This window comes from Mesonia phycicola, assembly GCF_900141885.1.
Taxonomy (GTDB): Bacteria; Bacteroidota; Bacteroidia; order Flavobacteriales; family Flavobacteriaceae; genus Mesonia; species Mesonia phycicola.
Window position 1 is genome coordinate 116,688 of record NZ_FQYY01000009.1, and the last position, 15,629, is coordinate 132,316.

At 33.7% G+C, this 15,629-nt stretch carries 9 protein-coding genes; 4 read left to right on the plus strand and 5 right to left on the minus strand.

The window, feature by feature from the left end:
• Positions 1 to 62: 62 nt before the first annotated feature.
• From BUC03_RS13410 to BUC03_RS13430, 5 genes are all read right to left on the minus strand, one after another.
• Complete coding sequence (locus tag BUC03_RS13410; RefSeq protein ID WP_073153104.1) at positions 63 to 260, minus strand: hypothetical protein; 198 nt, start codon at positions 258 to 260, stop codon at positions 63 to 65.
• A gap of 5 nt (positions 261 to 265) precedes the next feature.
• A complete protein-coding gene (locus BUC03_RS13415; protein WP_159432719.1) occupies positions 266 to 3,403 on the minus strand; it encodes a T9SS type A sorting domain-containing protein in 3,138 nt (1,045 codons plus the stop codon).
• 137 nt (positions 3,404 to 3,540) lie between these two features.
• Entirely contained in the window at positions 3,541 to 5,001 is a 1,461-nt protein-coding gene (locus tag BUC03_RS13420) for a glutamate synthase subunit beta (protein WP_073153109.1), read from the minus strand.
• Positions 5,001 to 9,521: a glutamate synthase large subunit gene (gltB, locus tag BUC03_RS13425; protein WP_073153111.1), complete on the minus strand. Its 4,521-nt coding sequence runs from the start codon at positions 9,519 to 9,521 to the stop codon at positions 5,001 to 5,003. Before gltB ends, BUC03_RS13420 begins: the two co-directional genes overlap by 1 nt.
• Positions 9,522 to 9,760: 239 nt before the next feature.
• Positions 9,761 to 10,903 (minus strand): acyl-CoA dehydrogenase, encoded by a 1,143-nt coding sequence (locus BUC03_RS13430; protein WP_073153113.1) that lies wholly within the window; start codon positions 10,901 to 10,903, stop codon positions 9,761 to 9,763.
• A gap of 92 nt (positions 10,904 to 10,995) precedes the next feature.
• On the opposite strand from BUC03_RS13430, the gene BUC03_RS13435 reads away from it, so the two are divergent.
• The 4 genes from BUC03_RS13435 to BUC03_RS13450 all read left to right on the plus strand — a co-directional run bounded on the left by BUC03_RS13435 (position 10,996) and on the right by BUC03_RS13450 (position 15,629).
• Positions 10,996 to 12,060 (plus strand): anhydro-N-acetylmuramic acid kinase, encoded by a 1,065-nt coding sequence (locus BUC03_RS13435; protein ID WP_073153114.1) that lies wholly within the window; start codon positions 10,996 to 10,998, stop codon positions 12,058 to 12,060.
• Between the two features lie 69 nt (positions 12,061 to 12,129).
• Entirely contained in the window at positions 12,130 to 13,356 is a 1,227-nt protein-coding gene (locus BUC03_RS13440; protein WP_073153116.1) for a Glu/Leu/Phe/Val dehydrogenase dimerization domain-containing protein, read from the plus strand.
• Positions 13,357 to 13,386: 30 nt separating this feature from the next.
• A complete protein-coding gene (gene nhaB, locus BUC03_RS13445; protein ID WP_073153118.1) occupies positions 13,387 to 14,856 on the plus strand; it encodes a sodium/proton antiporter NhaB in 1,470 nt (489 codons plus the stop codon).
• A gap of 80 nt (positions 14,857 to 14,936) precedes the next feature.
• Positions 14,937 to 15,629 carry a MotA/TolQ/ExbB proton channel family protein gene (locus BUC03_RS13450; RefSeq protein WP_073153121.1) on the plus strand — a complete coding sequence of 231 codons (693 nt, stop codon included), beginning with the start codon at positions 14,937 to 14,939 and terminating at the stop codon, positions 15,627 to 15,629.

Sequence of the window (15,629 nt, forward strand, 5' to 3'; positions counted from 1 at the left end):
TTAATAATGTAACTATATATAACAAAAGCTACCTTTTAACAGCAGCTTTTTATTATTAAATTTTATTTTTTTCTAGATTTTAATATTCCTAACGCTCCGCCAAAAGTTAATGCTAGCCATATTAAACCATTTATAGGAGCAGCAACGGTTTCATCATCAACATCATCTGGGAAACCTATTTGCGCATTAACTGCAGGAATTGAAGCAATTAGTATTATCAATAAAATAATATATTTTCTTTGATTTATTTTCTTTTTCATAACGCTTATTGTTTAACTATTTTTTGTGTAAAAATACTTCCGTTGGTAGTTTGTAAGTTAAAAAGGTAAATCCCAGTTGGTAATGTTGAAATATTAAGTTGGTTGTTAAAGTTTTCGTTAATAGTTTTATTCATTACTTTTCTTCCCATTGTGTCGTAGATGTTAATAGTACCTCCGTTAATATCTATGTCTTCAGTAGAAATGTTTAAAATTTCTTGCGTTGGATTTGGGTAAACTTGTACTTCATTTGATACATACGTATCATCTCCTAATGTAGATTTATTAAATGTTATAATAAATCGATTAGTTTTTAAAGTCTCGCTAATAGATTCGTCTACTCTAAAGCTATAAATAGAACCATTGCTTAATACAGTACTTTTATTAGTATAATTATCTTTTAAATAAACAGTGTAATCATCTAAACCTTGTAGTTCTGCTTTAAAAATATAATTAGTAGTTACGTAATTGTCTGTAAATAATTGAAGAGTTTCATTATCTGTAGGAATATTTCTAACTTCAATAGATACTAAGTTTCCATTTACATCTCTAGCAATATTTTCATCTAGGTTATATAGTTTTGGAGCATCTTTGTAAGTGTATGCATTATCTCCAGTTTCTTGAAACTTTATTTTTAGACCATCAGAAGAATTGCTTGAAGAGTAATAAAGTTCTTCTTGAAAAATATTTAACTGTAAATATTTCTGTTCATTATTTGCAGTTCTAAATATATCAGTACTTTCTTGCTCTACAGTTTTAAAACTTTCTTCAAATGTAATAGAAGGAGTAGTACCAAGGTTACTTGTTAAAAAGAAAGCAGATTGCATTGGTTGTAAAAAGTTGTTTCCATCTCCAACTGTACCTGTGTTTGTTAATATTTCTATAGTAGAATATGCACCTCTTGTACCTGAGTTAGGATCCCATATATAATAGTATAAAGGATTAATATTTGATGCTGCCGCACTATTTATCACTTGCTCCATATCTACAATGGCGTGGTATGGATTACCAAAGAAGTTAAAACTACCTTCTGTAAAATTAAAACCAGAGTTAAAAGTAACACTTCCTGTAGCTGCAGTACCTGTAGCTCTAAGTCTTGTGTCTGTAGGTGGGGTATCATTATCTGTAATATCAATAAATCTGTCTCCTCTAATTATTAATCTATATGGTGCTCCTGCTGTTAAATTGCTAGTGGTATTAGCTGCAGCTTCCCAAGACTGTGTAGAGTTATTAAGAGTAAACATAGATGGGTTACCAGAAGGGTTATAATCAAAACCATTATACCCATCAGCGTTAGAGCCAACACCTGTAATGTGAGTCCCGTAATTATGTAAAACTGTAGCATCATCATAAGTTGCAGCGTCTTCTTGCCAGTTTGCTCTAATAGATGTAGTAGTTGTTATAGAAGAAGATACAAATCTATAAGCTCTATTTGCAGGAAAACATTGTTCTGCAGTAATATCACCAGAAATTGAACCAGTTACTTCTCCTATTTGAGCTGTGTTGCCAGTAAAGTCACAAGTAAGAGTGATATTTCCGTTGGTTGTTAATTGACCAGTAATAACTGTTAAAATCTCTGTGATTTTCATTTCAGTATTTACAACAACGCCATTATTGTTTTCAATAGTAAAATTAGCTAAATCACCATCTATAAAACCAGAAGGGATAGTTTGTTGTGCTTGTCCAGACATATATAATTCTGAATTTGCTGCACTACCATCTATATAGCTGTTAACACCTGTGGTAATAGTTCCTTGAATAGTAAATAAATGTCCGTTTAATTCAATGGAAGTATTATCTCCTAAAATCAAATTATCTGCACCAGTATTAATATCTAAAATAGGATAATTAGTTAATCCTGAAGGGATAGTTACATTGTAATTAGCATTTGGTACCTCAGCAATGTCCCAGTTGTTGGCATCATTCCAATCGTTATCAACACTACCATTCCACGTTGCATCACCACAACTCGTTGCATCTGCAATAGTAGCAGATATAACTTCTTTAAGACTTGAGCTATTAAATGCGATAGTGTGGTCACCACCAACTTCAAAAGATAAATCATCAAAAACAGCTTGTCCAGAAGCATCTGTAGTTCTTGTAAGCGTACCTAATAATTGACCTGGACCAGTTTTGATATTTGCAGTGATATTAAAACCTGCTTGAGCAACAGCATTTCCAGCATCATCTGTAACTTGAATTGTAAAGCTAGAAGGCAATGTACCATCACAGTTTGATGTAGTTGGTTGAGAAACTATGTTAAAGTTACTAGCAACAGGTATGGATGGTTCGTTATATGCTATAAATGCAGGATCTGTACTACCACTTGGAGTGTAAATTAATGCTACAGCATCTGTAATGTTAGAAGCTGTTATTCCAAACTCAGATAATTCTATTGAAGCAAACTTGATTGTTTTATTATTGTTTACTTGTCCAGGACTACCGTTAAAATTAAATAAATCAGTCTGCCAAGTTCCTAAGGTTGGAGCTGCAGAAAGAGTTACATCTACTCGGTTACCTACAGTATTACCTCCACTATCTACAAATCTTAATTCGTCTTTAGTAGTACTAACTTGAGCAATTTGTGAAACTAAAATATCAGGAATACCGTCTCCAACATCTATCATGTCTAAACCGGCAGAGCTTAATTCAAATCTAATTGTACTTGTTGAAGGAATATTGGTAAAATAAGTACCTAAATCTAAGCCATTTGGTCCTGCAGTTAAATATGATGCAAGTTCTGCTCCAGTAGGGTTAGCTGTAAAAGGTAAAGAAGAGGTAGAAGTACCATTGTCAATACCATCTGTTAATTGACCAAAACCAATGTAATAAGAACCACCGCCTGTTGTAGGTAATTCTAACACCGGCAATGCTCTAAAATTTGCAGAGGTATAAGAAACTCCTTTAGAGGTTAATTTAGTATCATTAACACCAGTAGAATAAGTAGTACCGTTAGCGGTAAAAGCTAATACTGCATGAGAATCTTCAGGTAAAATACTATTGTTTGCTGAAGAGGTAGATTTCCAGTAACCTAGGTAATCTGTATAGATTTCTGTAACTTGAGCTTGATTATTAAATGAAATTAATAAAAACACAAAAAGTGCTAAAAATTTCATTATTGAGTAGCTAGTGTACTTTTTTTTCATAGAAAAATAATTTGATATTTTAGCCATAAAATTTTATGGAACACCAAATGTAGTACATAGATTTCGTAATGATTTTTTTTTTCGATTAAAGGCTTTATTATGCCGATGAATACACTTTATTAACTTTTTGTTATGGTTTATTGATTTGGTAAATCCCCTGGGCCTTTAGTTGGTAATTCAGATTTCCCCATTAAATATTTATCTACTTCACGTGCAGCTTCTCTGCCTTCAGAAATTGCCCAAACAATTAACGATTGTCCTCGACGCATATCTCCTGCTGTAAAGATGTTTTTAATGTTGGTTTGGTATTTTTTATTAGACTGAATGTTAGATCTTTCTGTAGTGTTTAAACCTAGTTGTTCACTCAATGTTTTTTCAGGGCCAGTAAAACCGAGCGCTAATAAAGCTAAATCACAGGGCCATTCTTTTTCAGAGCCTTCTATTTCTTTTAGTTGCGGTCTGTTTCCTTCGTTTTTTATCCATTTTACTTCTACTGTTTTTAAAGATTTAAGTTTTCCTTTTTCATCTTTTATAAATTCTTTAGTAAGAATGCTCCAATTTCTGTCTACGCCTTCTTCATGAGAAGAGCTTGTTTTAAGCGTAAATGGCCAATAAGGCCAAGGGTGATCTTTTGTTCTATGAGTAGTAGGCATAGGCATAATTTCAAAATTTGTAACAGATTTTGCGCCGTGTCTATTAGAAGTACCTACACAATCAGATCCAGTATCTCCACCGCCAATAACAATTACATGTTTGTTTTTTGCAGAAAGTTTTTCTTCTGTTTTAGCTAAGCCATCTACAACTTTATTGTTATGGCTTAAAAATTCCATAGCTTGTATTACTCCTTCTGCATTTGCGCCTTCAATAGGTAGTGGTCTTCTTTGTGTTGCTCCACCGCATAAAACTATAGCGTCAAAATTGTTTAACTCTTTAATATTGTAGTTTTTACCTACGTATGTATTTGTTTTAAAGATTACACCTTCTGCTTCCATCTGCTGAAGCCTTCTGTCTATAACGCTTTTGTCTAATTTAAAATCAGGAATCCCATAACGAAGCAAGCCTCCAATTTTTTCAGCTCTTTCAAATACGGTTACGGTATGTCCTGCTCTTCTTAACTGTTGCGCAGTTGCTAAGCCAGCAGGGCCAGAACCTATAATTGCTACAGTTTTTCCTGTTTCTATTTTAGGCTTTTTAGGGGTAATCCAACCTTCTTCAAACCCTTTTTCTACAATATATTTTTCAATTAACTCAATACTAACAGGTGGCTCGATAATGCCTAATACACAAGAAGATTCACAAGGGGCAGGGCAAAGTCTTCCTGTAAATTCAGGAAAATTATTTGTAGAGTGTAAAATTTGTAGTGCTTTGTACCATTCATTTTGATAAACAGCATCGTTAAAATCTGGAATTAAATTACCTAATGGGCAACCGCTGTGACAAAATGGAATACCACAATTCATACATCTCGCACCTTGTTCTTCAAGAGTTTGTTGACTTAATTTTTTAGAAAACTCTTTGTAGTTTTTAATTCTTTCAGAAGGTGAAATGTTTTCTTCTGTCTTTCTTTCATGTGCTAAAAATCCTCTTAACTCTCCCATTATACCGTTTTTAATTCTGCTGTTGTGTTATTTTTTTCTTCCTCAATTTTTTGTAACGCTTTTTTAAATTCTGTAGGCATTACCTTTATAAAATGATGTTTTTGTTCTTCCCAGTTTTCAATAATTTCTTTAGCAATTTTACTTTCTGTATGTTTAAAATGATTTTTAATTAAATGTTTTACTTCTTCTTGATTTTCTTCAGAAGGTTCTTCTAGTTCAATCATTTCCATGTTGAAATTATGGTGGTCTAGGTCTTGATTAGGATTGTAGAGATAGGCAACTCCACCGCTCATTCCTGCAGCAAAATTTCTTCCTATTTTTCCTAAAATTACTGCAATACCTCCAGTCATATACTCACAGCCATGATCACCAATCCCTTCTATAACCGCTTTGGCACCAGAATTTCTTACACAAAAACGCTCACCTCCAATTCCGTTGATGTAAACTTCTCCGCTAATTGCTCCATACAAAGCAACATTACCAATTATGATATTTTCATGAGATTTAAAGGTTGCTGCTGTGGGTTTTTTTACTGTTAGAGTTGCTCCAGATAAACCTTTACCTATATAATCATTTGTGTTACCAATTACATTTAGCGTAAGGCCTCTAGTAGCAAACGCTCCAAAACTTTGCCCTGCAGAACCGGTAAAATTAATGGTAAGTGTATTTTCTGGTAAGCCTTGTGCGCCGTGAATTTTAGAAATTTCATTACTTATAATAGCTCCCGTAGTTCTATTCATATTATTAATAGGGAAACTAAGATTCATTTTCTCTTTTCTGTAAATTGCTGGGTGCGCTTTACTTAAAATTTTAAAATCTAGCACTTTTTCTAATTGATGATCTTGGTCTTGCGTTTTATGTAGCGCCATATCTTCATCAATTTTTGGTTTGTATAAAATTTTAGATAAATCTATGCCTTGCGCTTTATAATGTTTAACGGCTTTATTCATATCTAATTTTTGACTTTGGCCTACCATCTCATTCATAGTACGATAACCTAGACTTGCCATAATTTGTCGAAGTTCTTGAGCTACAAAATACATGTAGTTAATTACATCTTCTGGGGTGCCTTTAAAGTTCTTTCTTAATTCTGGGTCTTGGGTAGCAATACCAACAGGGCAAGTGTTTAGATGGCAAGCTCTCATCATAATACAACCTGTGGCTACTAATGGTGCTGTAGAGAAACCAAACTCTTCTGCACCTAAAAGAGCTGCAATAGCTACATCTCTACCTGTTTTTAATTGTCCGTCACATTCAATTGTAATTCTATTTCTTAAGTTGTTAAGCAATAGCGTTTGTTGTGCTTCTGCAATACCTAACTCCCAAGGTAGTCCTGCATGCCTTAGTGAGGTTAGGGCAGATGCACCAGTACCACCATCAAAACCAGAAATTAGAACTACGTCTGCTTTTGCTTTTGCAACTCCTGCAGCAATAGTACCAACGCCAACTTTTGAAACAAGTTTCACATTAATTCTAGCTTCTCTATTTGCATTTTTTAAATCGAAAATAAGTTGTGCTAAATCTTCAATTGAATAAATATCGTGGTGTGGAGGGGGAGATATAAGCCCAACAAATGGAGTAGAGTTTCTTGTTTTAGCAATGTCTGGATTTACTTTTGCACCCGGTAATTGCCCACCTTCACCAGGTTTGGCTCCTTGTGCCATTTTAATTTGAATTTCTTTGGCACTACTTAAATAATTGATAGAAACTCCAAACCTACCAGATGCTACTTGTTTTATGGCGCTGTTTCTCCAATTTCCGTTTTGGTCTTTGTTAAAGCGATCTGGGTCTTCACCACCTTCACCTGAGTTACTTTTACCGCTTAGACGATTCATGGCGATGGCTAAATTCTCATGGGCTTCTTTGCTAATAGAGCCAAAAGACATAGCGCCGGTTTTAAACCTTTTTACAATCTCTGTCCAAGGTTCTACTTCGTCTATAGAAATAGGGTCTAAATCTTTAAATTTAAACAAACCTCTTAACGTCATTAACCGTTCGTTTTGCTCGTTAATTAATTTAGAATATTCTTCGTAACTAGTAGGGTTATTTTGTTTTACTGCTTGTTGTAGTTTAGCTACGCTAGCCGGGTTAAACATATGGCGTTCTCCATTTCTTCTCCAGCGGTAATCTCCTCCTATATCTAAAGCTAACCCAGTTTCTACTTGTTGAGTTTTAAATGCTTTGTGGTATCTTTTTTGAATTTCTTTTTCTATTTCATATAAACCAATACCTTCAATTCTGGTAGGCGTATTTGTAAAATATTTGTTGACAAATTTTTGATTAAGACCAAGTATTTCAAAAATTTGAGAACCTCTGTAAGAAAGTAGCGTAGAGATCCCTATTTTATTCATTATTTTAATAATTCCCTTACCAATAGCTTTATTAAAATTTTGTACCGCAACTTCTGGTTCTGTAATTTTAATATCTCTGTCTTCTACCAGTTTATAAATAATTTCATTTACTAGATAAGGGTTAATTGCACTTGCGCCGTAACCGAATAAAAGTGCAAAATGATGTGGTTCTCGTGGTTCTGCAGATTCAATCACGATGCCAAAAGATGATCTTCTGTGATGTTTTTTTAATCGGTGATGCACAAACGAGCAGGCTAGTAAACAAGGAATTGGCGCTAGTTTTTCTGAAACTCCTCTGTCTGAAAGAATAAGAATATTGCAACCTTCATCTACTGCGATTTTTGTTTCTGAAATAATTTCTTCTAATCTATTTTCTAATCCGTTTAATCCTTTTTCTGCTTCGTAGAGAATAGAAATACTAACGGTCTTAAAATCGGGGTGATTTATGTATTTTATTTTGTCTAAATCTTCGTTAGAAATGACAGGATTTTGGATTCTTAATTTTTTACAGTGCTTGGGAACAATATCAAATAAATTGTGATCTTCTCCTATAGAAAGGCTAATGTCTGTAATAATTTCTTCTCTAATTCCGTCTAATGGTGGATTGGTAACTTGTGCAAATAACTGTTTAAAATAATTAAATAATAATTGTGGTTGATCTGAAAGTACAGCTAAAGGTATATCTGAACCCATAGAGCCAATTGCCTCTTTCCCTAATGTGGCCATTGGAGTAATAATGGTAGAGATGTCTTCTAAGGTATATCCAAAAAGTTTTTGTCTTGAGTTAAGGTCTATTTTTTCTATGGTAGATTGATTGCCGGTATAAGCAATATTAGATAGTGGGAGTAAATTATTGTTTAACCATTCTCTGTAAGGTCTTTTGGTAACAACTTCATATTTTACTTCTTCATCTTCAATAATTCTTCCTTTTACCATATCTACCAAGAACATTTTTCCTGGTTCTAACCTACCGTGATACTCCACATTTCCTGGTTTAATATCTATTACGCCAGTTTCTGAAGCCATTACTACGTAACCGTCTTTTGTAACAGTGTATCTAGAAGGTCTTAATCCGTTTCTGTCTAAAAGAGCGCCAATATAATTTCCGTCTGTAAAAGGAATAGAAGCAGGGCCATCCCAAGGCTCCATAATACATGCGTTGTATTCATAAAATGCTTTTTTTTCATCACTCATTACAGGGTTTTTTTCCCAAGCCTCTGGTACCATCATCATCATAGCTTCTGGTAAAGATCTTCCTGTGTGTAGTAATAACTCTAAAGCCATATCCATAGAGGCAGAGTCAGATTTTCCTTCCATAGTAATCGGAAGAATTTTCTTGATGTCTTCTCCAAAAAAATCACTTTTAAAAAGTTCTTCTCTGGCTTTCATTCGGCTTAAATTACCACGTAACGTATTTATTTCTCCATTATGACACATATACCTAAATGGTTGTGCCAAATCCCAAGTCGGGAAGGTGTTGGTAGAGAATCGTTGATGAACTAATGCTAGTTTGGTAACTACATCGTCATCATTTAAATCTTGATAATAGGTGTTAATGTCATTTGGCATTAATAAACCTTTGTAGATAATAGTGTTGGTAGAAAGACTAGAAACATAAAAATTATCTTTTTCTAAAAGGTCTGATTGATTTATGCGGTTTTCAGCAATTTTACGAGCAGCAAATAATTTTCCATTAAATTCTTCTGCAGTACATTTTGTTGGTTTCGCAATAAATACTTGGTAGACTTTAGGTTCAGATAATTTAGCGATACTCCCTAAACAAGTAGCGTCTATAGGTACTTTTCTCCATCCAATTAAATCTAATTTTTGATTTTGTAATTCTTCTTCAAAAAGTGTTTGACAAATTTTTAATTGATTAGGTGCCTGCGGAAGAAAAAACATCCCGACTGCGTATTCTTTAAATTCTGGTAATTCAAAACTGCAGACTTTTTTAAAGAATTGATGTGGTATTTCAATAAGTATTCCTGCGCCATCTCCTGTTCTTCCGTCTGCTCCCACTGCGCCACGATGTTCTAAGCGTATTAGAATATCTATGGCTTTGTGTATAATATCGTTAGTTTGTTTTCCTTCTAGATTACAAATAAAACCGGCTCCGCAGTTATCATGTTCAAATTCGGGCGAGTAGAGTCCTTGTTGTTTAGGTTTCATATAGTCTTTTCTTTAACTTAAAAAATTAGTGAAAACGAAATGATAAGTTACAGAAAAAGAGGTATTATTCCTAAAATGATATGTTATTTTAAGTTTTATTAACTATACTTTGAAATATTTACAATTCAATAATATATGTTGTGAAATTTCACGAAATGAGAATAAAAGTGAGTTATTGTTGCAAAAACAAAAAACCCAACTTGCAATAAGTTGGGTTTTAAAATAATTTATAATGATTCTTAATCGCGAAGTAACCCTCTAGAAATCACAATTTTCTGTATTTCTGAAGTTCCTTCGTAAATTTGAGTGATTTTTGCATCACGCATTAAACGTTCTACGTGGTATTCTTTTACAAAACCATTACCGCCGTGAATTTGCACTGCTTCTACAGTTGCATCCATTGCAGTTTTAGAAGCATATAATTTAGCCATGGCTCCAGACATATCATAGTTGTGACCTTGGTCTTTATCCCAAGCGGCTTTCATTACTAAGTGACGAGCAGCTTCAATTTCTGTGTACATGTCTGCCAATTTAAAAGCAATTGCTTGGTGGTTGCAAATTTCTGTACCAAAGGCTTTTCTTATTTTAGAATAGTCTCTAGCTAACTCAAAAGCACCAGAAGCAATACCTAAGGCTTGGGCAGCAATACCAATTCTACCTCCAGAAAGTGTTTTCATGGCAAATTTAAAACCAAAGCCATCTTCCCCGATTCTATTTTCTTTAGGAACTTTTACATCGTTAAAATTTAAGGTGTGGGTATCACTACCTCTAATTCCTAATTTGTCTTCTTTTGGCCCAACTTCAAAACCATCCCAACCTTTTTCTACAATAAAAGCATTGATACCTTTGTGTCCTTTTTCTCTATCTGTTTGTGCAATTACTAAATAATAATCTGCACTACCTCCGTTAGTAATCCAGTTTTTAGTACCGTTTAATATATAATGGTCACCTTTATCTATTGCTGTAGTTTTTTGTGAGGTTGCATCACTACCAGCTTCTGGTTCACTTAAACAAAAAGCACCAATAGACTCTCCTGTTGCTAATTTGGTTAAGTATTTTTGTTTTTGTTCTTCGTTACCGTAGGTTTCTAAGCCCCAGCACACTAAAGAGTTGTTTACAGATACAATTACAGAGCAAGAAGCATCTATTTTAGAAAGCTCTTCCATAGCTAGCACGTAAGAAATGGTATCCATACCGCCGCCGCCATACTCTGGAGATACCATCATTCCAAGAAAACCAAGTTCTCCCATTTTTTTAACTTGTTCTGTAGGAAATTGTTGTTTGTTATCTCTTTCTATAACTCCGGGAAGTAACTCTGCTTTAGCAAAATCTCTAGCGGCATCTCTAATCATTAGATGCTCTTCAGTAAGCTTAAAATCCATTATATTTTGTGTTTGTCAAATTTTTAGTGAAACTTCGCAAATATAGCTTTAAGTAATGAAATTATCAATAATTATAAGCTGTTTTTAAGAATATGAAAAATAAGAGTTATTATGTTTTAGGCGTAATGTCTGGTACTTCTTTAGATGGTATAGATTTAGCATATATTCAATTTAGGTATGCAAAGCATTGGGAATTTGATATTATTTGTGTAGAGACAGTAGCTTATCCGCAAGATTGGTTTCAGAAATTAAAAAAATCTTCTTCCTTTTCTATAAAAGATATAACTATTTTAGATGAAGAATATACGGTGTTTCTAGCAGAAGTAATTCAGCAATTTATTCAGAAAAAAAATATTAAGAATTTAGATGCGGTTTGTTCTCACGGCCATACGGTTTTGCATCAGCCAGAAAATAAATTAACCCTTCAAATAGGTAATTTACCTAAGCTAGCCAGTTTGTTAAAACAGAAAGTAGTATGCAATTTTAGAGTTCAAGATGTGCAATTTGGTGGTCAAGGTGCGCCTTTAGTACCTATTGGTGATAAGATTTTATTTTCAGATTTTGATTTTTGCCTGAATTTGGGAGGTTTTGCAAATATCTCTCTAGAAGAAAATAAAAAAAGAGTGGCTTACGATATTTGTGCTGTAAACACAGTGCTTAATGAGTATGCAGCTCAATTAAATTTGCCTTACGACGAGGGAGGAGAAATAGCCAGAAATAATTCATCAGACACAGAATTACTTTCAGCATTAAATAGTTTGGCGTTTTTTCAAGAAATTCCGCCTAAATCTTTAGGGGTAGAGTGGGTAAATAATACGGTAATTCCATTGATAGAGAAGTTTCAACTTAGTCCACAAGTAGTAATAGCAACATTTACAGAGCATATAGTTTTGCAGTTGGCGAGTAATTTAGGAGCAGATTCAGGTAAAAAAGTTTTAATTACTGGGGGCGGAGCTTACAATCAGTATTTAATAGAATTACTTCAGGAAAAAACTAAAACAGAAGTTGTAATACCAAATTCTGAACTTGTTGAATATAAAGAAGCTTTAATTTTTGGGTTGTTAGGGGTGTTAAAAATGGAGGGTGAAATAAACACGCTATCAAGTGTAACGGGGGCTTCTGTAGATCATTCTGCAGGAGAAATTTATGGAAATTAAAAAATTAACATTTCGTTGAGAAACACCTCTAGGTTTAACTATATTTGTGACGCAAAAATTATCCTACTTATGAAAGAATTACTCGAATTATACGAAAATAAACAACCAGAAATTGTTTTTAACTGGAAAGACTCTGAAACTGAAGCAGAAGGTTGGACTGTAATTAACTCTCTTAGAGGTGGTGCAGCTGGTGGAGGTACGCGTATGCGTGAAGGTTTAGATATGAATGAAGTACTTTCTCTTGCAAAAACGATGGAGGTGAAATTTACTGTTTCTGGACCTAATATTGGAGGTGCAAAATCAGGAATTAATTTTAACCCGCAAGACCCTAGAAAAAAAGGCGTTTTAGAGCGTTGGTATAAAGCAGTTTCTCCGTTGTTAAAAAGTTACTACGGTACTGGTGGAGATTTAAATGTAGACGAAATTCATGAAGTGATTCCTATTACAGAAAATTGTGGTGTATGGCATCCGCAAGAAGGAGTTTTTACAGGTCACTTTCAGCCAACAGAAGCAGACAAGATTAACAGAATAGGGCAATTACGTCAAGGTGTAATTAAAGTGTTAGAAAATACAACCTATTCTCCAGATATATCTAGAAAATATACCGTTGCAGACATGATTACAGGTTATGGTGTAGCAGAAGCAGTACACCATTATTATGATATTTACGGAGGGGATATTAAAGGAAAACGTGCAGTTGTGCAAGGTTTTGGTAATGTAGGTTCTGCAGCAGCTTATTATTTAGCACAAATGGGAGCTAAAGTTGTTGGGATTATAGACCGTGCTGGAGGGTTGATTAAAGAAGATGGTTTTTCTTTTGAAGAAATAAAACAATTATTTTTAGATAAACAGGGAAATACTTTAGTATCTAAAGATTTGATTCCTTTTGAAGAGGTGAATGAAAGAGTTTGGGGATTAAAAACAGAAATTTTTGCACCTTGTGCAGCTTCAAGGTTAATTACACAAGAACAAATTTCTACAATGATAGATTCTGGTCTAGAAGTAATTTCTTGCGGAGCAAATGTGCCTTTTGCCGATAAAGAGATTTTCTTTGGAAGTATTATGGAGTATACCGATAAGCGTGTAAGTTTAATTCCAGATTTTATTTCTAACTGCGGAATGGCGAGAGTTTTTGCTTACTTCATGGAAAGAAGAGTGCAAATGACAGATGAAGCTATTTTTAACGATACTTCTATGACAATTAAAAATGCTATTCAAAATACTTTTGACAATAACAGTAGTAAAACTAATATTAGTAATACAGCCTTTGAGATTGCTTTAAAGCAACTCGTTTAAACCCCATACTAACCTTTTCATAATATTAAAATGCTTAAAAATTTTTTGGGTAATAGCCCATTATGGTTAAAATATACCATATTATCGTTTTTGGTTCTAAATATTGTATTCAATTTTGTATTAGGACCCACCGTTACCGCTTGGATTTTTATTGCTGAATTTATTTTTTGTTTAGCAATGGCTTTAAAGTGTTACCCGCTTCAAACAGGTGGGCTTTTAGCTCTAGAAATTTTAATTTTAAAACTAACTTCTCCAGAAGCAGCTAAAGAAGAAGTGATACAGAATTTTGAAGTAATTTTCTTGCTAATGTTTATGGTAGCAGGTATTTACTTTATGAAACCTCTATTAATGTTTATTTTTAGTAAAGTATTTACAAAAATAAAATCTAAACTTTTTCTGTCATTATTGTTTCTATTATTAGCCGCATTGCTTTCTGCATTTTTAGATGCATTAACAGTAACTGCAGTGTTAATAAGTGTGGCAGTTGGTTTTTATGGCGTTTATCATAAAATTCAATCTGCAGACACAGACTATAATGAGTCTGGAACTTTAGATAGAAAAGATTTAAGTGGAGAAACTTTAGAAGAGTTTAAGTCTTTTTTACGAAGCTTAATTATGCACGGAGTTGTAGGTACAGCTTTAGGTGGAGTTTGTACATTGGTAGGAGAGCCTCAAAACCTATTGATTGGTGAAAAAATGGGCTGGGATTTTATAGACTTTTTTGTAAAAATGGCACCTATAACCTTACCAGTTTTAGTTGCAGGCTTGGCAACAACAGTGGTGTTAGAAACAACAGGTTGGTTTGGTTTTGGTCAAAAACTACCAAAAGTAGCAAGGCAGATTATAGAAAATTACACAGAAGAGCAAGATAAGAAAAGAACAAAATCTCAGAAATATGGGCTAATTGTTCAAGCTGTATCAGCAGTATTTTTAATTATAGGTTTAGCATTGCATTTAGCGCCAGTAGGTTTTATTGGTCTAGCCTTAATAATTGTACAAACTGCATTTATGGGTATTACAGATGAGCATAGTATAGGTAAAGCTTTTGAAGAAGCATTGCCGTTTACAGGGTTAATCGTAGTATTCTTTGTAATTGTAGCAATGATTCATGACCAACATTTATTTCATCCAATTATTCATTGGGCACTTTCTTTAGATGCTGCTACACAGCCATCTGTTTTTTACGTAGCTAACGGATTTTTGTCTATGATTAGTGATAATGTATTTGTAGCAACAGTTTATATCGGTGAAGTAAAATCTGCTTTTGATGCTGGAGATATCTCTAGAGAGCAGTTTGAAAATTTAGCAATAGCTATTAACACAGGTACTAACCTACCTAGTGTAGCTACTCCTAATGGGCAAGCAGCGTTTTTATTCTTATTAACGTCTTCTTTGGCTCCGCTTATTAGTCTATCGTATTTTAAAATGGTAAAAATGGCATTGCCATACACTATTGTTTTAGCAGGAATTGGATTTTTAGGGGTTTGGTTTTTTTTGTAATCAATTATAAATAACTTAGCTTTACTTTAAATATAATTTCTGAAATTATTTAACGTTACCTATATAAACTAACTAAACATATGCTAGCTACATTTTTGCAAGAAGCGGCTCAAGAAACAGCCGAGCAATTACCAGAAGAAAAAACACTTTCTTTTATAGAATTAATTTTTGATGGAGGAATGGCAGGAACCATTGTGATTGCCATCTTATTTGTGCTGTTAGTCGTAGCATTATATATTTATTTTGAACGACTTTTTGCTATCAAAGCAGCATCTAAAACAGATGTAAACTTTATGTCTCAAATAAAAGATAATATAGCTAATGGTAATATTGAAGCTGCTAAAATTAGATGTGCTCAAGAAAATTCACCTGTAGCTAGACTAACTGCTAAAGGAGTGTCTAGAATAGGTAGCCCTTTAGAAGATATTAATACTGCTATAGAAAATGCAGGTAAATTAGAGGTTTATAACCTAGAAAAAAATGTTTCTATTTTAGCAACTATTGCAGGAGCTGGACCAATGATTGGCTTTTTAGGGACAGTAATTGGTATGGTTTTAGCTTTTCATGAATTAGCATCAAGTAGCGGGCAAGCAGAAATGGGAAGCTTAGCAGAAGGTATTTATGTAGCAATGACGACAACTGTTGCTGGTTTAATTGTAGGTATTATTGCTTATATAGGTTATAATCATTTAGTAGTAAAAACAGATAAAGTGGTTCATCAAATGGAAGCTACTGCTGTAGACTTTTTAGACCTTTTAAACGAACCTGCTTAA